The organism is Paenibacillus sp. N3.4 (assembly GCF_008017805.1).
GTDB lineage: Bacteria > Bacillota > Bacilli > Paenibacillales > NBRC-103111 > Paenibacillus_E.
The window spans coordinates 57,194-78,452 of the sequence record NZ_VRTT01000003.1; the positions used below are offsets into that span (position 1 = coordinate 57,194).

A 21,259-nucleotide genomic window follows, 5' to 3' on the forward strand; every position below is an offset into this window, starting at 1 on the left:
ACAATATTTATTATTTGAAAGGGGTAAGCACATGGATGCAATATCCTCATTATCAGAGCTTTTAGCCGATCAGAAACCATCATCGTACGTAGAAATTCCGGGAATTTTGGGGCAGACGTTTGGGCAATCCACGATTGCAGCTACATTGCCTATGAGTAAGTTGTTTTCGATTTATGAGGTTGACATGGAAGTGCAGCGGGCAATCATTCCGCGCAATCTGTCCAAACTCATTGATTACGTCAATTTGTATTTAGAAGATCGTCAACCAATCTACTTCCCGGGAATTATTTTCTCGGCAAGGGGAGCAGGTCATTACGACGATGATCATCAATCCCTTCGTTTACAGCCAATTGAGAAATTGTATGTGGTAGATGGTCAGCATCGTTTAGCTGCTTTTCAACGTATTATGGAAACCTTGCAAAGTCAGATGGCACGCGCCAAAGATCGCCGTGAATATGACAAGATGGAAGAGATTACAGAGAAGCTGCGCCGTTTGTACGCTTTCCCGATTTCGACAATGACGTACTTGGACATTAATGCTCGCCAAGAACGTCAACTATTCTCAGACATTAACAAACTTCCGCGTAAACTAGGCGGCAATTTAGCTGTGCTGCGTGACCAACGCCGATTCTATCATGTCGCTGCGACGGAACTAGCTTCCAAAGCTCCGGCGATGCAAAAATTGACGGTTGATATGTTTTCCGAACGCGGAAAATCGCCAGAATATTTGTTTTCCTATCACTTGCTCATTGAAATTTTGATTGCTTTGTTTGAAGGCCGCATGAAATCTGCTGCCAGAAATAACAACTATCAATATGATAATAAAGATTTACAGGATCACGTATCTTTGGCGGGCACTTACTTCAACGGCTTGTTGAATCATTTGCCAACACCAGAGAAGGGTGAATTGGTATGGACTGAAAACATCCAAATTGCCTTAGCGCTCTTCATGCACGAAGAAGCAACAAAAACGGGAAGTTTCAATCGCTACGCGCTTGAACATGCGCTGAAAATTCTTCCGCATGTGAATTGGAACAGTATCTACGTTGGAGATGAGAAGGATCGCTTGCCAAGACGTACTCGCATCATGAAGGCTTATCAGTATATCAAAAGCTTCTATCAAGAGAAGAACCTATTTCTTATCAGCGATGCTGAGGCTTTTAGCAAACAAGACTCTAAGGAGGATGTCAGCTAATGGAAGGATTAAGACTTAAAATGACGATACATCCTTTTTGCGACAAGTTCGGTCTTTCAACCGTAGCTTTGCGCGTTCAGGATTTGTTGAATTATACGATGATCGACCCTATGGTACAGCGTAAGCTAAGCAACATGCAAAGACGTAAAATTTCAACCTATTTGCAAGAGCGCGAACTGGATCATGTGTTCTTTGGACCTGTAACACTATCGCTTCGTGAAGTGAATCAACTGTCCAAGGGTGAGAAAGAATTCGTGTTGAGACATGGATCTAAACTAAGCATATTAGATGGACAGCATCGCATACTTGCTCTTGGCTATGTGAACGAGCAAATGCAAAAAGAAGTTAGACGTTACGAGAAGAAATTAGCGCTCTTAAAGATTAAACAGCGTAAATTTCCACAAGACGCTGATATTAAGCAAGAGGTTGAGGAAGCCGAAGGTACGGTGAATCAGCTAGAGGGCAGACGATTGGATTTGATGGAAACACAGTTGGCTGTGCAAATCTATATCGGATTGACGGAGGAAGAAGAGCAGCAGTTGTTTGGAGATATTAACTCCAAAGTTCAGCTGGTGAGCAAAGAGCTTGGTCATTCCTTTGACTCGATTGATCCGCTTAATTTGGTCATTCAACAAGTTGTAGACCATAATGTGTATCTGAAAGCTGCCGGTGTTGAGCGACGCAGCAATTTGACTTCTTTTAACCGGAATTTCACTTGTTTCAGTTGGTTGTACGCGACGGCAACCATGTTATTTTCTGGCAGAATGCAGCCATCTTACGAACTGCAACGCAAAATCCGTCACGATCCATCGACCTATGTGGAAATTCTGCATCAATTTTTCAATACCATATTGCCGATGATGCCGGAACAGCCGGGCTTGGCGCAGTATACCTCTGCGAATCGCGTCATTCAAGAAAGCATTGCGCTATACGCCAATCGTTTCTTATTCCCGGATGGGCAATATAATGAAGAGTGGACGAATGCCTTGCAATTGCTTGAAGGGTTCGATTGGTCGCATGATAACGAGGAACTGATTTATGTCTTCGGTTCTTTGGACAATGGCAAGATCAATTTAATCCACGAGAAATCGCTGAAAAAGCATGCGAAGCTTGTGCAATTTTTCTTAGAAGGCACAGACGGCACCAACAGTGATGAGGACGAAGTGGCCTCTCCGGCTTAACCTGAACGATCAAAACCTTTCTTGCTCAATGTACCTTTGGGCGGGAAAGGTTTTTTGATTATCTCCAACTACCCGTTGATCGAGAAAGAACCACCTTCTATTGACAAAATACAAACTCGGTAGTAATCTGGTGAAAATATACGCTACCGTATTTAGAGGTGAATCATGCAACTAACCCGAGAAGATTGGGTAAAAGCTGGATTAAATCAATTAGCAGAAGCTGGCATACATGAAGTTCGCGTTGAATTGCTTGCACGGAAGCTTAAAATTAGTAAAGGCAGCTTTTACCACTATTTTCGCGACCGTAAAGAACTGCTGGATGCCATGATGGATGATTGGGAAGCTTATGCCACAAAACAGATTATTCAAAGTATCGAACAAGATCATTCCTCCTTGGAGCAGCTGCTTCACATGAGTATCAGTCGGGACAAGAAAATTGAGATTGGCATTTATGCTTGGGCCAAACATGACCCTATTATGGCATCCCGTCTAGTTGATATTGAGGAACAACGAATTCACTTTATGGCCACACTGTTTCAACGGAAGGGTCTGACGCCTTCGGATGCAATCGACAGAGCCAGACTTACTTATTTAACCTATGTAGGGTGGATGACCCGATTTGAGGCTAATACCAATTTTAATATAGAAAAAATGTTTATGATTTTATTACAGATCTGATTACGCATGTCCTTATGTGGTTTTACAGCCCATAGGGGCATAAAAAATGCATAAACATACGAATGCGTATGTTTATGGCCTTCTAATATATTCGATATAAAGTTGGAGAAAGGAGCTTTTATATGAACATATTGAGCCTTATTGTAATCATTGGTGGTTTTAATGTTTGTGGAAACCTTGTTAGGATTTGTGAGTACGTTAAAATAAAATAATTTTGGAGGCGTTCAAATGAAATTTGTTATGACATTATCAACTGTAAGTCTTTTAGGCCTGATCAGTATCTTACATGTTTATTGGGCGTATGGTGGTCGTTGGGGTGTCCATGCGGCCATACCATCGAAAGCAGGGGAGTCTAAACCAGCCTTTACTCCTCGTAAGATGGGTACGTTAGCTGTGGCGATCCTTCTTCTAGTCGTGTGCTCCATTCTTCTGATTCAGGGAGGTTATGTGCATTTCTTTAGAGCAAATACCGTTACAAGAGTAGGGTGTATGGTTTGTGCTGGATTTTTTTTTCTTCGGGCGATAGGTGACCTTACACATATAGGATTTTTTAAGAAAGTCAATCACACTGTGTTTGCTAGAAATGATACATGGCTCTATAGTCCGCTTTGTTTGTATTTCGGGGTAACATGTACGATTCTTTTATTTTGATTGTCAGCTATGGCGGAGGCACAGGCGGGGCCCGAGTAGCAGAAAACATGAGACTCATAATGGTTGATCTACATGTAGCTGACTTACGCACGGTAACCAATTTCCAAAATATTGTATTTTATGTTACAAACCCGAAGGTATTCCTGCAAAAAAGGATAGATTGTTTAATAGATCAGGCAGGATTATTTGTTTTGAACCTCACTTAATATCAACAAAAATGGATAAATATAGATTTTTATAACTCGTTCATAAATGGTTTCTCAGGAGACAAAAACTAATGTTCTTCTTTCGATGGGACTTTGAAGTCTGCCAAATAATGCTCCTTTTATATTTTTTATAAAACATGAGTATCAAAGGCATTTTATTTACAACTAGTCCATATTACTTCGGTTGCCTTTATAACATGAAACATCAGTTCGTCTTTTTTAAATAATACAACTTTCCTCACTCCACAGTAACTTGCAACATGTCCGTTTTATACTCGGTTACTTTATAGTTCTTTTCAACTAATTCATGTATTTCAGCTACTGCCCAAATACGATAAGTTCCTTGATTTGCAAATTTATACGTCACCACTTCTTTCAATAGATCCTTACTGCTTAATGTATGAAATCTAATTGTGTCTTCCGAAGTTAATGGTAGAATATTTTCCACTTTTTGAGTACTCTCATCCATTAGGTAGACTCTAAAAATTTTATCTCCGGTTCCAATTTTATGATGATTATCCGAAGTATTAACCAAGGTCATTTCTAGTTTTACTTCTTGATTTGTTCTAATTCTTTTTTGTGTTAATGAAAGACCAGCTTTAAACATCGATTGAACTTTTTGAGACTCGACCTCATTTGAAAGAATATCCGTATTATTAGTAACGACATTCTCTAGCTTATTTTCAAGACAACCAGTTGAAGCAAAAAAACAACATGTTATTATTAAGGATTTGATTAGAACCTGTTTCAAGTCACTGCACCTCATTTCCATTTACTATAACAAACGTAAACGATGCGGCAAATGTTTCAGTATAACCCCTAAATATTAACAATTTAGGGGTTATACTGAAAATTAATGTACTACATAAATGCTATCAAGATTGAGGTCAGTATATGATCTCCAAATAGGGTTGTAAACCTTATATGCTCCATCTGGGATATATTGATTATCTTTAAAAGTCGCAACACCAACATGAGTACCAGCCAAATCAAAAGTATAGCTGCCTTTGGAATTATCCCATGCGTAGTCCGTCAAAATTGGACCACCACTGTCTCCACCTATAGATGCGTATGATTGAACAAACACCAAATTATTTTCATAGCCGTAACCTGAATTACCCCACCATATTAAGACATTACTATGAGTAATGACACCAGCGGATAGAGCACCTGTAAAAGCACCGCGCAAATAAACAGTATCACCGACCATATCTGACGTGTAGACACCTGTATAAGGAATTAATGTGGAACTATTGGGATACGGCACTCTTGGATTCCCACCTCTGGAGGTCAGTGTAATATATCCAGCATCGCCCACTGCATCAGAACCATCGCTATTTGATGATGTTGTCCTGAATGTCCAGTTCCCTATTTTAGGGTCTTCAGTCCAAGGTTGATACCATGCTTCAGTTGAACCAACATTCGCACAATGACCCGCAGTTACTAAAACAACTTGATTGGCTTGATTGTCTCCAAAATACCCTGCCGTACATCCATGGGTGTTGCTTTGAATTAATGAGCCTGAAGGGAATGGATCACCATAGTTAGTTGTATCTGCTTCTAATTTCGTAGATATTTTTGGAATGAATGCTAGAAAGTCTTTTTCTGTACCAAAAAGTGAATTGAATTTACTCGTTTTTACACTACTCATATCTTCAACTGACAATATTAACTTATTATTTTTTGTATCAGGAATAATAGCTTGGATGGACCCGGGCTCTGCTTTAGTCATAATGATTTTTTTAGCGTTGTCTAACTCATTTTTAGAGTACTTTACCTTTTGGAACTTAATCTTCTCAATTGATTTTACTTTTCTTTAATCTTGCTCTTAGTTTTCTCCTCATCTTGTGTTACCTGAACAACGATTGTTCCATCATTACTGTCATAATAAAAATCGGCAAACTCCTTTGGGTTTTCTTCAATTATCTTTTTAATAATCGGAGCGTCCTTTTTTACCTTATTTTTTTCCTTATATTTTTCTAACTCATCACCTTGTAAATTCAAAAAAGGATTGCTTGGAATCTCATTTTGGTTATTTTCTTCTGTAATCCTTTTTATTTCGTCAATTGAACCTCTTATAAGTGTAAAGTCTCTTTTTTCAGATGGGTTGTTCAGCTGTTGATCATTGGATGCATAGATTGAATTGGAGAAACTAGCTATTAATAGTGTAAAAATTGTAGTGACTACAGCTGTTTTAATTATCTTTTTTGACATTGATCATTCATCCTTTCAATGTATTGAGCTATGACAATAAGACAAAGACTATGACAGACGATAGTTTAAGACCTGTAAATGATAGATTGTCAATCACCTCCATTTATATAAAAAAGGTTTTATTTTCCTTTTAATACTATAATATCCAATTAAAAAGGAAAAGAATTTTCATAGTTTTGTAACAATTTTATCGATTAAGTATATTTATACCTCAACTTTCGGTGCGATCAAGCTTAGGTTGTGAAGTTTAGCAGGTGGAAATCTTGTTGGAGAGGCTTAAGCCATGCTTCGCAAAACGATTTATACAATAGATGAAAATGCTCTGCCTAACATAGTATGGCGGTAGTCAGCCATCGGGATGACTTATTCATCACCAATACGGATTATGGGTGCAAAGTAAAAATTGCAGCAAAGCAGGAAGTTGTAAGAAACGGAACCAGGTACCGTTCTTCTGCCTCCGGGAGAACACACTTGGCAGTGGACCGAGCAGCTTCCGATCCCGATTCGACCGATTATAATCCGATCCATGAATGTGAATAGAGGAGCGACAATTTATTACACAAAATCGGCAGGCACGGAGGTTTACCGGATCGAGAAAAGCCATGATGGCGGTGAAACTTGGAGCGCTGTCGGGTTGACGCCATTAACGGAATTCACTCAAAAAGAATTGCAAAACGGAGAAAAGATACATATCTGCGTATTTGCCGTCAACGCCGAGCATAAAAGCGAGCCGTCCGGCGATTATCCGATTTACGTGAGGATGCGCCACATCTCCCGCCGGATGGTTTGAAACTTATGAAGAGGGCATCAGGTTGGGAATTGAGTTGGAGTGGGTGCCCTGGGTTACGGAATACAGGTTGTACTGTAAGGAACGAGGAGCCCGGGATTTTGAATAGATTTTTTAGGGGTTGTCCAAGTGTAAACCCAAATGATTAATTTGTACAGTGGATTAATTAAAATAATGAGAAAGGCCAGATTAATTGCGATATTGCACAGTATGCAGTAAATTTTTGGAATATTTATTGACGAAAACAACAATTAAGCTCTATAATAAAAATAATTAGTCCAGTGGACGTATAAATTAAAGAGGGGGCAAAACGTGAAAAGAAAATATTCTGATTATGTAATTGGCTACGCTTTCACACTTCCTTATCTGATCGGGGCGTTCATACTCTTCCTCATCCCTGCCATCATGTCTTTGTATTATTCATTTACAAGATTCAAGGTCATTTCGGCTCCCACCTTCACAGGGCTGGCCAACTTTCACCAATTAATGGACGACAAGCAGTTTTGGACCGCATTTAAAAACACATGGGTATTCGCACTTCTCTACGTACCTATGCAGGTCATAATCCCATTGATATTTGCTGTGCTGCTTTACAGCTCGGGTGGTTATATCAAGGGAAAACTGGCTGGCGTCCTGCGAGCGGTTTATTATTTTCCGGCCATTCCGTCCTGGTTCATTATTGGTATGGTGTGGATCTGGCTGCTCAGCCCCGAAATTGGCATTGTCAATCAACTGCTGTCGCTCCTAGGCGTCTCTAAGATTGCGTTTCTCCAGGTAGAATCGGCGACGATTATCCCAACGCTTGCCGCTGTAGGCGTATGGAAAGGCTTGGGTTATGCGATGTTCATTTATTACATAGGCCTCAATAACATACCTCAAACGCTGTATGAAGCGGCAGAAATCGATGGGGTGAACAGTTGGCAGAGACTGCGGAACATAACAGCACCGATGCTGTCTCCTACGATATTCTTAGTGCTTATCATGGCGATTTCCGATGCTTTCCGTACATTCGATCAACATTTTGTGATGGTGTATAACCGCAGCAACATGTATTCGAAGTCGCATCTCATGGTGTATCTGTACGAAAAGGCGTTCCGTTTTCTGGATATGGGCTATGCCTCGCTGATTGCTTGGGTCGTCTTTGTTTGCTTGATTCTGATTACACTGTTCATCCTTAAACTCCAGAAAACATGGGTCCATTATGAAGAATAGGAGACAACGAGATGGAAAATAACACGGTTCTGGACTCTGCCTTATTCAGCGGCAAAACTATAGTAGGTTCCGCCAAACACTCGGTAGGGGGAATGATCAGCACAATTATCCTGTTGCTTGGAGCAGCCAGCATGGTGCTTCCTTTCATATGGCTCATCCTTGCGTCGCTAAAAACCAATGCGGAATTTTACAATTCCTTTCATTGGATACCATCCAAGCTGCAATGGAGCAACTATAAAGAACTGCTATTTCCCAAACAGGGACCAAGTTTTATGCTCTATGTGTTCAATACCGTGAAGATTACGGTGCTATCCGTTTTTGGCATGGTAGCGTCATGCAGCCTTGTTGCTTTCGCTATTGCGCGAATTCAATTCCCTGGCAAGAACTTTATTTTCGGCTTTGCCGTCATATCGATGTTTTTACCGGTTCAAATAACGATGATTCCGCAGTTCATTATTTTCAAGGAGTTCGGGTGGATTGGGACGCATTTGCCGCTTATTGTTCCTTCCTTTTTCGGTGGAGCTTTTGGCATCGTGCTGATGAGGCAGTATTATCGGTCGATCTCGAAGGAGTTCGATGAAGCGGCAAAAATGGACGGAGCCGGATGGTTGGCCATTTACGCCAAAATTCATCTGCCCATCGTGGCTTCTCCCATGATTACCCTTGCGGTGCTCACTTTCCAGGAAAAGTGGGCGGAGCTGTTGTATCCTATGATTTTTATCGGTAAAAACAAAGATTTATGGACAATGGTGTTGAAAATCAAAGACATTTCCACAGGCCAGTATAATGCTCGGCCCGAACTCGAAATGGCAGGGGATGTCCTACTCATCATTCCGGTCATCATCTTGTTTATTGTTGCTCAAAAGTTTTTTACCAAGAGTATCACTTCTTCCGGTGTGAAAGGATAGCATCCTTTTATATAGTCATACAACAATCATAAGTGTGGGGGGATTTGTCTTGAAAAAAGTTTTGTTAACATCATTAACGGCCGTCATTTCTTCATCTATCGCGTTGTCCGGTTGCAGTTCCAATAACGGAACTGTTGCCAGTCCTGAAGCATCGAAAGCACCGAGTGCTTCGAGTTCTGCAAGCGTTGCGCCATCGAAAGCTCCTGTCAAAATCAAAGTTGCTTATTACGCTGATGAAACGGCACGTTCCACGATGGGCAGCATCATCAAGAAGTTCATGGAGACGAACAAGAACATAACGGTTGAAGATATCGGCACCGATTGGCAGACTCACTATGACAACCTGAAAGTGGACCTTGCGGCAGGGCAGGGACCGACTGTGTTCTTACTGGATGGTCCATACATCCCTCAATATTCGACGGAAAAAACGATTCAGGATTTAACCGATTTTACAAAGGATATCAAGCTGGACGATTACTACGGGTTTGATGCCATTAAAACGCCGCAAGGCAAAATCTTCGGCATTCCGCAGGCGATTCAGGTGAATGCGCTCTACTACAATAAAGAAATGTTTGATAAAGCAGGCGTAGCTTACCCGACAGATAGTTGGACAACAGATGATGTCTATCAAGCGGCGAAGAAATTGACCGACAAGAACACCAAGCAGTTCGGAATCGGACTTCCACAGCATATTCGTTATGGCTGGTATACAGTTGTACGTCAATTTGGCGGGGATTTGCTCAACAAGGAAAGAACGAAAAGTACCTTCGTCAGCGATCCTAAAGCGAAAGATGCATTTGAATATATGAAGAAATTTTGGGATGAAAGCTTGACGCCCGGCTTGAAGGATCAAGAAGGCGAAATCGGCGGCAAATACCATACTTGGATGTCGCGCAAAATCGTCGCGATGTTCTACGATAACTACGCCAGAAGATTAACCAACGATAAAGAGGGTCTTAAATACGATGTGGCCGTGGTTCCAAAAAGTCCGAATGGCGGCGTTAATTACAGCGCATTTGTTGCTAATACTTGGGTGATGAACGCAAAAGCCGCAGCGGCAGAGAAGCAAGCAGGCTGGGAGTTTATGAAATATTTCCTCAGTGAAGATGCTCAAAAGCTGAATTCAACGCTTGCAGAAGGCATTACTGCTAATAAAAAAGTAGCGCAAGCCTCCATCGCTGATCACAAAGGTGCGCCAGAACATATCAAAGTTTTCCTAGACAATATGAAATACGCGGGTGACTTAGGCGACAATGTCGTATGGGAAGAGTGGATGGGTGCCGTAGATCCGATCATTAAAGACTATTTGTCCGGCAAAATCGATATCAACAAATTGTTGACCGAAGGGGACAAAGCTGCTCAAGCCGTGCTTGATAAAGCAAAAAAATAAGAAGTATGAGGAATCGAAACTATGACATTACATCATTTTGAACCTATCAACAAGAGCATGCGGAACTTATCGCTGGAAGAGAAAGTGGCCGAAATGTGTGTGCTTGGACTTGCGAAGCAGACGCTGCCGTCAGCAGACAAGTTAAGGCTGGGACAAATTGGCGGCGTCGGTATTTTCCCACACGATATTGGGTCGTATGCTTACACGAAGCAGCTTCTACAGGAAGTACGAGAAGCTGCAGGCGAGCAACGAGGCGGATTGCCATTCTACCTTTCAATCGACGAGGAAGCAGGCAGCTTATCCAATTTCAAAGATTTTTTTCCTTATATCCCTGGGAACCGGGCAGTAGCGTTAAGCGAAGATCCGCAGGCTGCTTATGCGCTTGGCAGATTGATAGGCAGTCAGTTGTTTGAACTGGGTATTCCAATGAATTGGGCTCCTGTCCTGGATGTAAATACGAACATCGATAATCCGGTGATTGGTGTCCGTTCATTTGGCGAAGATCCAAAGCTTGTCGCGGCATATGGGGAGGCTTATATCCGGGGATTGCACAGCGCAGGAATTGCCTCCACAGCCAAGCATTTTCCAGGCCACGGACAGGTGAGCGGAGACTCACATTATGTGCTTCCGGAATGCGAGCTTACGTTGGAGCAGTTAATGGCGGGACCGTTAATCCCTTTTCAAAGGGCGATTGAAGCGCAAGTTGACTCGATGATGCTGGCGCATCTTATTTTTCCAAACATTCCGGAGTCGCAAGGGCTGCCAGCTTCTTTAAGCCCATTTTTCGTGACGGATTTGTTGAGGATACAGTTAGGCTATGAAGGCGTTATTTGCACGGATGATGTAGAGATGGGCGCAATCAAAAATAATTTCGAGCCGGAAGAAGTCGGAAGATTGGCGATTCAGGCGGGGAATGACATGATTCTCATGTGTCATACGCCTGATTTTCAACAGAGAGTCATGAATGGCATTGTGCAAGCGGTGCGTGCGGGTGACATTGCCGAATCGCAAATCGACGCTTCGCTGCTTAGGATAGAGCGGCTCAAAAACAGTTTTGTCATGTATCGAGAAAAGGCGCAGCCGCTTCCCATGAATTCTTGGGAGAAGGAGGCGCTGGCACTTGCCAAAGCGACCATAGTCGTCGAGCAGGATCCTGCTTCACTGCTGCCGTTAACTCCGTCGAAGAAGTATTTGCTTCTTGTTCCAAAGCAGGAGAAGTTAACCGTTGCGGATAATGCAGCTGCCAGTGAGCTGACTCTGGAGGCGAAGCTGCTGGGAAAAAACATCAATGTGAAGACCATTTATACGTCCATGCAACCAGACGCGCAAGAAATTGAAGCCATTATGGCTGAGCTTACGCCGTACGATGTTGTTATGCTAGGTACGATTAATGCGCATATTTTTGAAGATCAGCTTCAGTTGGCCCGGAGGCTTGCCGATGCTAAACCGCTGATCACCCTCGTATTGCGCAATCCTTATGATGCTGCGCTTTTGCCGCAAAAGACCAGCAAGGTATTCATCTGTTCAACTTCGGAATACGCCATGCGTGCATTTGCAGAGCTGCATTGTACAATTTGAGTCAAATGCTTGATATCCAAATGTTGGTTGAATATACTTTCTAATTTCTAAGCATTATTTGGTATAATGTTAGCAGAAAAGAGCAGGGAAGATAGAAGGGATACTTATGAAAGCAATCAAAGGAAATTTGCAGCTCATGAAAGAAATCAATACGGCGTCCGTATTAAATTTGCTTCATCGAGAAGGCAAACTCTCGCGCGCAGAAATATCGACGATCACGAAACTCAGTGCGACGACCGTTTCTGCGTTGGTCGAGGATCTAATCGCGCAAAACATCGTGACCGAGACGGGCGAGAGACCATCCGTCGGAGCAGGGCGCAAGGCAATTGCGCTGCAAATCAATAAAGACGGAGGTTATGTGATCGGCATCTCGCTGGGCAGCAAGTATTTAATTAGCGCGGTGCTTAACCTTCACGGAGAATGTATCGCGGAATTCAAAACAAGAATTGCTTCCGGAAATGAAGCTGTTGCAGAGCAGATACGGCTTGCACTTCAGAGCTGCCTGGATCAGCAGAATATGCTGGATTCCGGTACGGTTAAGGGAGTCGGCATTGCAGCTCCGGGAATTATTGATGAAAAGGGAGAGACCATTGTCTATTCCAGCTATCTGAAACTAGCGAATCTTAACATAAAAGAACAGCTCAAGCTAAGCTATCCGGGTATTCCGATTCGCGTGATGAACGATTCGAATGCGGCGGCTTTTGCCGAATATTATTCTGGTGTCGGGAAAAATAAGCGCAGCATGCTCTATTTTTCCATCCATGAGGGGATCGGCGCGGGCATCATTCTGAATGGGGAAATCTATTCAGGCTTTCTGGGAGCCGCTGGTGAAATTGGCCACATTCCCGTTGAATCTAATGGGGCATTGTGCTTATGCGGCAAGCATGGCTGCATTGAGACGGTGATTACAACGCCTTACCTCTTGGACAAATGCCAAGTGACTGCCCGAGCAGCTGAACAGCCTATCCCAGAGTCGATGGAGGAAGTTATCTCTGGCTACGAGAACGGTGAGGAGTGGCTTCAACCTGTCTTTGAAAAAGTGTTGAATACGATGACAATGATGGTTGCTTCTGCCATTAATCTGCTGAGTCCCGAAATGCTGGTTATCGAAGGCTGGATGAATGAGAGTCCCAGGTTCATACGTGAACTTCACGCCGAACTGGCAGTATTCCCATTCCCTGTCGCATTCACCGAAGATCGACTTTCCGCTGCTTCTTATGGGGAAAAAGGCGCGCTGCAAGGAGCTGCTACTGGCATGCTGCAGCAAATTTTTGGCGCTTCGGCGTTAATATCTGAATAAATGAACGATGAAGAACCTGTCCGCTTTAAGCTGGCAGGTACTTTTTGTTTGGATGCTCCCTGATGCGGTTGTGCTTGATGTGTTAAAAAAATGTCTTGACAAAAAAAGTGATTAGGTGCCATACTATATGTATGGATAACAACAATAAAGCAACAAATGACATTGACGCAATTCCCTCACTTGTACAATCCCAACGTCAGATTGATCGTTATAACCTAGACATGGACGCACAGGCTATACTCGTCGCGTCTAGGCTAATGGCAGCGGGAGCCAAGCTTGGACATGCTTCGGAGATTCATTTCTCCAGATTTGGTTTATCAACAGGGCGATATCGTTTATTGGCAGACCTTGAAGATAACGAAGGAGAAGAGTTGCCTTCGCAATTAGCGGAGCATCTAGGCGTTACGCGTGCTACAGTGACAGGTCTTATCGATGTTCTTGAGCGAGATGGCTTAGTATCGCGGCGATTTAGTTCAGAAGATGGCCGTCAAAGATCGGTCATGTTGACGGAGGAAGGCGCAAAGAAGCTCCGTGAAATGGCTCCTGAGCATTTCGCTCGGCTGGAAGCAATGGTGGGCTTACTCAATATCGAGGAGCGCAGCGTATTTCTCGACCTGCTAGGCCGAGTTACCCAAGGTATCTCAGCACTTACGGACAAAACAGTCAAATCGAAGGAAAACATCAGTAATGAGTAGAACGGGCTAGTGCAGCTAGCCTATTTTTACCCTCATATAGTTAGGTTCCTAATTATGTTTTGCTGAACTATATAAAAGAAGAAAGGAGTAACGAAATGAACAAAATGAAATACCCGAATCAGACAGACGGTGTCTACGGTATCAAAACTGCTGGTTCCGAGGCAAAGACATTTGTACTGTGGCGTGAAGTTGTAATGGCCTATGCATCTCCTGCTATTATGGCAGGTATCGGGGGATTAATCACTGCCGACAAGGGGCTCCAAATAGGGGCCTTGACCACAATTGGCGGAACATCAGCCTTGGTGGCTTGGTTGCTTGCCCTCTGGCTGCGCAGCCGCGGAGGCCATATACGGTGGATCATCGGCGCCCCGCACTTGATTGTGGTTGGGATATTCGCGTTTACGGGGGCAATGTTCGGCTTATTCGCGGCATGGGCAACATCTGGTTTACTGGAAATTATGATTCCGAGCAATCACTTGGCCTGGGTCGGTCGTATTTGGATCGATTTCCCGTTGTCTGGATTCATAGCAAGCACGATCGTGACATGGCGATGGCGTCTTGGAGTCACAACAAATTTTTCATCCAAAAGGAGAAGATAAAAATGATAGTTATTATTGGAGCAACAGGTACGATAGGCAGTGCGCTTTTGGAACGTTTAGTTGATCTTGGCATACCCGCCAGGGCGCTGAGCAGAGAGCCAAAGAAGCTGCGCGATAAGCTCGGAGAAAAAGGCCAGTCGACTATCGAGGTCGCAGCGGCTGATGCTACCGACCCCGAATCGCTGCGTCGCGCGTTTACAGGAGCTAGCCAGCTTTTCCTTGCTATGTCCAACAGTCCAAGACAAATCGAATTGGAAACTTCGATCATTCAGATTGCCGCCGAAGCTGGAATCAAACATATCGTAAAAATATCCAGCCCTGCCTTTGAGATGAGCTCTCCAGTGGCAGTGGCGGGCTGGCATCAAGAAATCGAGAAAGTGCTGAGCGAATCGGGTCTTACCCACACCGTGTTGCGCCCTTATGCGTTCATGCAAAACTTACTGCGTTTTACACCAACGATCACAACCCAAAATGTTTTCTTCGGCTCCATGGGTGATTCATCCTGTAATTTCATTGACTGTCGCGATATCGCAGATGTTGCCGCAGAAATTCTGACCAACCGTGAGGTATCAGGCCAAGTATATACGCTTACCGGTTCAGAGATTTTCAGCTATCCCCAGATCGCGAGTCAGCTATCCGCGCTGCTTGATCGGGAGATACGCTACATCGATATGGACCCTCAAGTACTGCTTCGCAATCTAATCGAGCACGGGCACATGCCTCCCTGGCTCGCCAACCACGTTGTGGAAATTCAAGCGATGTCTAGGATAGTGCCGGAAAGGCCTACAGACACTGTTAAGCGATTGCTCGGTAGAGAGCCCCGCAAGCTAGACGCTTTTCTGAATGAGTATGTAACAAATTTCCGATAAAGGCGGAGTCCGCCTTTGTTGCTCAAGACGATGTCGACACCAATGGAATCCACCATTTTTTTCATGGATATTAAACGTCAGCATAAACCCCTCTGTTTCATTCGTTTCATCTTTGTCCATACTGCATAATGTTAGCCACTTAACTAGCAGGAGGGCATTTGAATCATGTTGGCTGTTCATCAACGTATGGCGGAGTTATGGACTTTGCGCAGAGGAAGAGAACTAACGCGAGCGGAGCAGGATGAGCTGCTGCTGTGTATGGAAGCCAATGCAACGTATGTGTGGAGCCGTTTGAAGCTGGAGAATCTATCGCTTTGCGCGTCACTCACGGGGGACTATGAATGGCTGCATGAAGTTTGCGAACGCATCGAAAAACTTGAGCCGAAGCACTGACCGAACAGGTCGGTGCTTTTTTCCTTTTCTGCAAGGGAGTGGACGGGTATAATAGAAATAGGTCATGTTTGGCGAAAAACGCTAAGGAGATTTCCATATGTTAAGCTGGTTTAAGAAACAGAGGGTTACCCCTAATCAACTTGTACTTTTCCTTTTACTTTTATTGGCAGCGTTGTTACTAAGATTGTATCTGGCACCAATTTGGGTTGGCTATGATACCGATGTACGCACATTTATGGCCTGGTCAGACCGAGCCTATACGGTTGGCTTATCGGGCTTATACGCGAATGCCAAAGATTATTTTCTGGATTATCCTCCTGGATACATGTATGTCCTTTATGTGATCGGATGGCTGCATCATCATTTTTCCATTCCATGGCAAAGTGCAGATTCTCTCTTACTTCTAAAGCTTCCTGCCATACTGGCCGATATCGTCTCGGTCTATCTCTTATTTCGTTTATCGATTGGCGTAAAGCAGGGTGGTCGGACATGGCTTCAAGCGATTGGCATCGCCGCTTTATTCGCATTTGACCCAGCCATTTGGTCGAATTCAGCGATTTGGGGTCAAGTCGATTCGTTTTTCATGCTGTTTATTCTGACAACGCTATTGTTTCAGCAGCGTGGGAAGCTGCCGCAAGCATCGGTTTGGATGGCGTTAGCCATTTTGCTTAAGCCGCAAGCATTACTGTTCGGTATCTTCTTGTTGATTGATGTTTTGCGGAAACGGAATCTCATGGTATTCTTACTTAGTGTTCTAAGTGGTCTCGCGACGATCGCGGTGCTTACTCTTCCTTTTGCCATTGGAAGAGGGTATGGATGGTTAGTGGAGCTTTATATGGGCACCTTAGCTTCCTACCCTTACGCATCATTGAATGCTTTTAATTTTATGGCGCTGCTGGGCGGGAATTTTATTGATATGCAAAGCGGCATTCTACATATTTCTTATCAATGGATAGGTTGGGTGCTTATGGCATTATCCATTGTTTACACATGCTTTTTATATATAAAGAGTAAAGGACAGCGCGGGGCTTTGTTATATGTGGCTTTCTTGTTCATAACCGCTGTTTTCATGTGCATGACGAAAATGCATGAGCGCTATTTGCATTATGGCTTGCTGTTAGCCTTAACTAGCTTCATTTATATCAAAGACCGGCGAATTCTTTGGCTTTTTATCGGTTTTAGTATAACTCACTTTATCAATATAGCGGATGTGCTCCTGCGTAGCTTTCATCAAGATTATCACATTCCGCGTTACGATTCGTTGATGCTGATTGTCTCAGCTTTGAATGTTATTATGTTTATTTATGCATGTGTATTGGGATGGAGGCTTTTCGTGGAATCACAGCAAGCTCAAGGTGAAGGGCAGAAGGTTGTGGATGCAGCACCGCCCCCAATCCAAGCTAGTCATCGAACGCTGTCAGAACGGTGGAACGCTATATTTAAACCAAGTATCGATGAGATAGATAGGAGTCCGAGGGGACGCTTTTTCTCCAAAAAAGACGTGCTTTATTTGGGCGCTTTAATCCTCGTTTATACGATTATTGCCTTGTATCATCTTGGTGGTCACCAAGAACCAACATCGTTTTGGAAACCGACGGGCTCTGGGGAAACGGTTATTGCAGATTTGGGAAGTCCGCACAACATTACCAGAATTAATAGCTTTGCAGGGGTAGGGGAGGGTACCTACTCGTATTGGTTTTCGCTGGATGGTCAGGATTGGAAGGATCAAATTACCGTAAAATCAGATCATACGAAGGTATTCACTTGGAACACGGTGGAGCCCCGCAAGGATGCGCGATATGTAAAGGTAACGATGGACGCCCAGGAAAGTGCGCAGCTTCATCTTCATGAGGTTGGTATATTTGGGGAAGACAATCCGGCTATCTTGCCGATTGTGGGATTAACAGAGCAAGATATCAATCCAGCTGATGAAGGGAAACCAGCGAATCTGTTCGATGAGGCAAGCAAGGTTCCTTACACGCCTACCTATATGAACGGGACTTACTTCGATGAGATTTATCATGCCAGAACGGCGTATGAGCATATTTATAAAATAGAACCCTACGAAAGCACACATCCCCCACTCGGTAAAATACTGATAGCTATCGGGATCTATGTGTTTGGACTAAATCCGTTTGGTTGGAGAATCATCGGGACATTGTTCGGCGTTGGGATGATTCCATTGATTTATGTATTCGCCAAACGTATGTTTGGTCGATCGGAATATGCCTTCATCGCGGCTTTCCTGCTTTCCTTCGATTTCATGCATTTCGCACAAACGCGGATTGCGACGATTGACGTGTATGGCGTGTTCTTTATTATGCTGATGTTTTATTTCATGTATCGCTATACAACGCTTAGCTTTTATAAAGAAAAGCTGTGGACGACATTGATCCCCCTTGGACTTTCCGGGCTGTTCTTCGGGATCGGGGCAGCGTCCAAATGGATTGTGATCTATGGTGGAGCAGGTCTAGCAGTTCTATTGTTCCTTTCTTTGGCGGAGCGATTCAGCGAATACCGCTTCGCCCGTAGATTGCTGCAGAAGGATGAAGAGGCTGCTTCAAGCTATATTGAAACTGTAAAAGATGAGCTCACAGGTGGCGTTGAAACTACCCTTACCGAAGGGGAACGCAGCCGTCTGGAGCTTGTGAAGAAGCTCTTCTTAAGAAACACACTGCTAACCTTGCTTTGGTGTGTGTTCATGTTTGTTATTGTACCTTTGGGTGTATACACCTTGTCCTACATTCCATTTATGCTCGTACCAGGACCAGGACATAGCTTAAAAGATGTTATAACCTATCAGGTTCACATGTATAAATATCATAAGGATTTGGTTGCTACGCACCCGTTCTCCTCCCCTTGGTGGGAGTGGCCGATGATGCTCAGACCTATCTGGTATTATCAAGCGAAGCTGATGCCCCAAGGCATGCTGTCGAGCATCGTATCCTTCGGCAATCCGCTCGTCTGGTGGCCCGGATTCATCGCTGTATTATTTTCGTTCTACGCCGTATTTAAGAACAAAGACAAAAAGCTGCGAATGCTTTTAATTGCCTACTGTTCACAATATTTACCTTGGATTTTGGTACCAAGACTTACCTTTATTTATCACTATTTCGCGATGGTGCCCTTCCTCATTCTCATTTTGACGTACTATATCAAATGTTATTTAGAAGAGGGCCCGATTCATAAAAAGAGATGGGTGTACGGCTATTTAATTGCCGTGTTCGCGCTGTTCGTGATTTTCTACCCGCTTCTTTCGGGAATGATGATTCCTACTATGTATTCCTTCTTTCTTCGTTGGCTGCCTGGATGGAACTTCTTTTAACAAATAAGTGTTGACGTTGCAAAAAGGCAGTGGTATTATAAATCCAAGTAAATTACTACGGATTAATACAAGTCAACCGGATAGCTGGAGACTCCCACTTTGTGCCTTACAAAGGGCGGAGTCTCTTATTTTCAAAACTAATGATATGGAGAGTGAATAAAGTGGCTAAAGTCGTTATTATTTCAGGAAGCCCAACGCCGACATCCCGTTTGCACGGCGTCATTGAATTAGCAAAAAGTGCGTTGCTGCAAGCAGGTTTAGAGGTCGAATGGATCAAGGTGCGCGATATACCGGCAGAGGACTTGCTCTATGCCAATTTCAATAGCGAAGCTATTCTGAAAGCTAACGCTCATGTAGCGGAGGCAGATGCGGTATTCGTTGCGACACCTGTATATAAGGCTTCTTACACAGGCGTTCTTAAAGCATTTCTTGATCTGCTCCCACAAAAAGGTCTTGAGCGCAAAATTGTGCTTCCTTTGGCTGTTGGAGGAACCATTTCCCACTTGCTCGCGATCGACTATGCATTGAAGCCAGTGCTGTCATCCCTGGGAGCTCAAAACATTTTGCAAGGCGTTTATGTCATTGATAAGCAAGTCACTTGGGGAGACCAAGGACAGGCGATTTTGGACGATGAAGTTTCATCGCGTCTGCAAGAATCGGTGGCTGAGTTTATTCAAGAAATTAAGTGGCATACAAGCCGCTAAGCTGTCTATCATAAAGGGCTGCTCTTTCATTTATTTGGAAGGGGCGGTCTTTTCTATGTTATGCTCATAGATGAGCTGCTGGTAGGTTTTACAAGCAGTTGCTTTTTGCGTGCTGGTCGATCTTTGCCATGTTATAATACTATTATATTTGCATAGTTCGAATCATAGAATAGGAGCGATTATTTTGTCCGAAACATCTTCTGACTCCGTGCTGCTGGTAGACGGCATGGCTTTATTATTTCGTGGTTATTACGCCACTTCTTCAGGTGGTTACATTATGAGAAAAAGCGACGGCACGCCAACAAATGGGGTATATGGCTTTCTCAAATATTTGCTCGATGCGATTCAAACGTTCAAGCCGACTCATGTCGTTTGCTGCTGGGATATGGGCAGTAAAACATTTCGTACGGAGAAATTTGATGCTTACAAAGGCAACCGTGGACCCGCTCCCGAAGAGTTGATTCCTCAATTTGACCTAGTCAAGGACGTGACGGCAAGCTTTAACATACCGAATGTTGGTCTCGTTGGATATGAAGCGGATGATTGCATCGGAACGTTAGCTCGTACATACAGCCCAACAACTAAAGTTCAGATTCTGACTGGGGATCATGACATGCTCCAGCTTGTAGATGAGAATACAGAAGTCATCATTATGAAAAAAGGCCAGTCCAACTATATGGTCTACACGCTGGATACATTGATGGTCGAGAAGAGCTTGACGCCTTCGCAGATTATTGATTTAAAAGGGCTGACCGGTGATACAGCGGATAATTACCCGGGAGTCAAAGGAATTGGCGAGAAAACAGCGACAAAATTGCTGATGGAGTACCAGAATATCGCAGGAATTTTGGAGAATCTCGCGGCGTTGCCGAAGGGTGTTCGAGCCAAGATCGAGGCAGAAATCGAGATGCTTCATCTGTCGCGCGATTTAGCGACCATTCGATTGGATGTGCCAATCGCCTGCGCGCTTGAGGAGTGTGGTTGGGCGATGGTACCGGAAAAGGTGCTTAGCAAGTTCGAGGAATTGGAGTTTAAAGGGCTAATGAAGTATTTGCAGACATCGTAAGGTTTAAATAGGCCCGAGTGAGTGGGCCTATTCAACATAGAATGGGACAAGGGGTTTTCTCTTAGGTTTCATATAGACAAAACAGCCACTACACTAAGTAGTGCGTTTTGCTGTATGTTGCGCCGAGGGCGTGATCCCTCAGGGAGGGAATAGACATTTTTTTATGTTTTTTTCCAAAAACTGCGGTTTTGTGAGAATTTTGAGAGAAGGCTTTGATAAAATCATTCAGGGTGGGTTCACGATGATTATCACTATAATCAGGAGGAAGAAAATGGTTAGAAGATGAAGTTCGTCATTTGCTTAGCGAT

At 43.6% G+C, this 21,259-nt stretch carries 21 protein-coding genes; 18 read left to right on the plus strand and 3 right to left on the minus strand.

Annotation, left to right across the window (positions count from 1 at the left end; genetic code table 11):
* Window positions 1-31 precede the first annotated feature (31 nt).
* The 4 genes from FU659_RS03090 (at window position 32) to FU659_RS03105 (ending at window position 3,705) form a co-directional block, all read left to right on the plus strand.
* Complete coding sequence (locus FU659_RS03090; RefSeq protein ID WP_147946196.1) at window positions 32-1,195, plus strand: DNA sulfur modification protein DndB; 1,164 nt, start codon at window positions 32-34, stop codon at window positions 1,193-1,195.
* The gene (locus FU659_RS03095) at window positions 1,195-2,376 is read left to right on the plus strand and encodes a DNA sulfur modification protein DndB (protein WP_147946197.1); all 1,182 of its coding nucleotides are present in this window, start codon (window positions 1,195-1,197) and stop codon (window positions 2,374-2,376) included. The genes FU659_RS03090 and FU659_RS03095 overlap by 1 nt, the downstream gene beginning before the upstream one ends.
* Before the next feature lie 165 nt (window positions 2,377-2,541).
* Window positions 2,542-3,054 carry a TetR/AcrR family transcriptional regulator gene (locus FU659_RS03100; protein ID WP_147946198.1) on the plus strand — a complete coding sequence of 171 codons (513 nt, stop codon included), beginning with the start codon at window positions 2,542-2,544 and terminating at the stop codon, window positions 3,052-3,054.
* A gap of 228 nt (window positions 3,055-3,282) precedes the next feature.
* Complete coding sequence (locus FU659_RS03105) at window positions 3,283-3,705, plus strand: DUF3995 domain-containing protein (protein WP_147946199.1); 423 nt, start codon at window positions 3,283-3,285, stop codon at window positions 3,703-3,705.
* 444 nt (window positions 3,706-4,149) lie between these two features.
* Here FU659_RS03105 and FU659_RS03110 read toward each other — a convergent pair whose 3' ends face one another.
* The 3 genes from FU659_RS03110 to FU659_RS03120 form a co-directional block, all read right to left on the minus strand.
* A complete protein-coding gene (locus FU659_RS03110) occupies window positions 4,150-4,662 on the minus strand; it encodes a hypothetical protein (protein ID WP_147946200.1) in 513 nt (170 codons plus the stop codon).
* A 102-nt stretch (window positions 4,663-4,764) separates the two neighbouring features.
* Entirely contained in the window at window positions 4,765-5,643 is an 879-nt protein-coding gene (locus tag FU659_RS03115) for a chymotrypsin family serine protease (protein WP_147946201.1), read from the minus strand.
* Window positions 5,644-5,717: 74 nt separating this feature from the next.
* Window positions 5,718-6,125, minus strand: a complete 408-nt coding sequence (locus tag FU659_RS03120) for a hypothetical protein (RefSeq protein ID WP_147946202.1) — start codon at window positions 6,123-6,125, stop codon at window positions 5,718-5,720.
* Window positions 6,126-6,461: 336 nt separating this feature from the next.
* Here FU659_RS03120 and FU659_RS35080 point away from each other — a divergent pair, with 336 nt between their 5' ends.
* From FU659_RS35080 to FU659_RS03185, 14 genes are all read left to right on the plus strand, one after another.
* Window positions 6,462-6,665, plus strand: coding sequence for a hypothetical protein (locus FU659_RS35080; RefSeq protein WP_187273863.1), 204 nt, complete (start codon window positions 6,462-6,464; stop codon window positions 6,663-6,665).
* Window positions 6,652-6,915: a fibronectin type III domain-containing protein gene (locus FU659_RS03125; RefSeq protein WP_147946203.1), complete on the plus strand. Its 264-nt coding sequence runs from the start codon at window positions 6,652-6,654 to the stop codon at window positions 6,913-6,915. Before FU659_RS35080 ends, FU659_RS03125 begins: the two co-directional genes overlap by 14 nt.
* A 309-nt stretch (window positions 6,916-7,224) precedes the next feature.
* The gene (locus tag FU659_RS03130) at window positions 7,225-8,124 is read left to right on the plus strand and encodes a carbohydrate ABC transporter permease (protein WP_147946204.1); all 900 of its coding nucleotides are present in this window, start codon (window positions 7,225-7,227) and stop codon (window positions 8,122-8,124) included.
* Window positions 8,125-8,135: 11 nt separating this feature from the next.
* Window positions 8,136-9,032, plus strand: coding sequence for a carbohydrate ABC transporter permease (locus tag FU659_RS03135; protein ID WP_147946205.1), 897 nt, complete (start codon window positions 8,136-8,138; stop codon window positions 9,030-9,032).
* A gap of 49 nt (window positions 9,033-9,081) precedes the next feature.
* The gene (locus FU659_RS03140; protein WP_147946206.1) at window positions 9,082-10,422 is read left to right on the plus strand and encodes an ABC transporter substrate-binding protein; all 1,341 of its coding nucleotides are present in this window, start codon (window positions 9,082-9,084) and stop codon (window positions 10,420-10,422) included.
* 21 nt (window positions 10,423-10,443) lie between these two features.
* Window positions 10,444-12,000 (plus strand): glycoside hydrolase family 3 protein, encoded by a 1,557-nt coding sequence (locus FU659_RS03145; RefSeq protein WP_261807579.1) that lies wholly within the window; start codon window positions 10,444-10,446, stop codon window positions 11,998-12,000.
* 106 nt (window positions 12,001-12,106) lie between these two features.
* Window positions 12,107-13,300, plus strand: coding sequence for an ROK family transcriptional regulator (locus FU659_RS03150; protein ID WP_147946207.1), 1,194 nt, complete (start codon window positions 12,107-12,109; stop codon window positions 13,298-13,300).
* Window positions 13,301-13,431: 131 nt separating this feature from the next.
* Complete coding sequence (locus tag FU659_RS03155) at window positions 13,432-13,995, plus strand: MarR family winged helix-turn-helix transcriptional regulator (RefSeq protein WP_147946208.1); 564 nt, start codon at window positions 13,432-13,434, stop codon at window positions 13,993-13,995.
* 95 nt (window positions 13,996-14,090) lie between these two features.
* On the plus strand, window positions 14,091-14,594 hold the full coding sequence (locus FU659_RS03160; RefSeq protein WP_187273864.1) for a hypothetical protein: 504 nt from the start codon (window positions 14,091-14,093) through the stop codon (window positions 14,592-14,594).
* Between the two features lie 2 nt (window positions 14,595-14,596).
* Window positions 14,597-15,463 (plus strand): SDR family oxidoreductase, encoded by an 867-nt coding sequence (locus tag FU659_RS03165; RefSeq protein ID WP_147946209.1) that lies wholly within the window; start codon window positions 14,597-14,599, stop codon window positions 15,461-15,463.
* A 165-nt stretch (window positions 15,464-15,628) separates the two neighbouring features.
* A complete protein-coding gene (locus FU659_RS03170; RefSeq protein WP_147946210.1) occupies window positions 15,629-15,856 on the plus strand; it encodes a DUF7667 family protein in 228 nt (75 codons plus the stop codon).
* Window positions 15,857-15,953: 97 nt separating this feature from the next.
* Window positions 15,954-19,181, plus strand: coding sequence for a glycosyltransferase family 39 protein (locus FU659_RS03175; protein ID WP_147946211.1), 3,228 nt, complete (start codon window positions 15,954-15,956; stop codon window positions 19,179-19,181).
* Window positions 19,182-19,321: 140 nt separating this feature from the next.
* Window positions 19,322-19,885 (plus strand): NADPH-dependent FMN reductase, encoded by a 564-nt coding sequence (gene ssuE, locus FU659_RS03180; protein ID WP_261807580.1) that lies wholly within the window; start codon window positions 19,322-19,324, stop codon window positions 19,883-19,885.
* A gap of 184 nt (window positions 19,886-20,069) precedes the next feature.
* Complete coding sequence (locus tag FU659_RS03185) at window positions 20,070-20,951, plus strand: 5'-3' exonuclease (protein ID WP_147946213.1); 882 nt, start codon at window positions 20,070-20,072, stop codon at window positions 20,949-20,951.
* The last annotated feature ends 308 nt before the right edge of the window (window positions 20,952-21,259 follow it).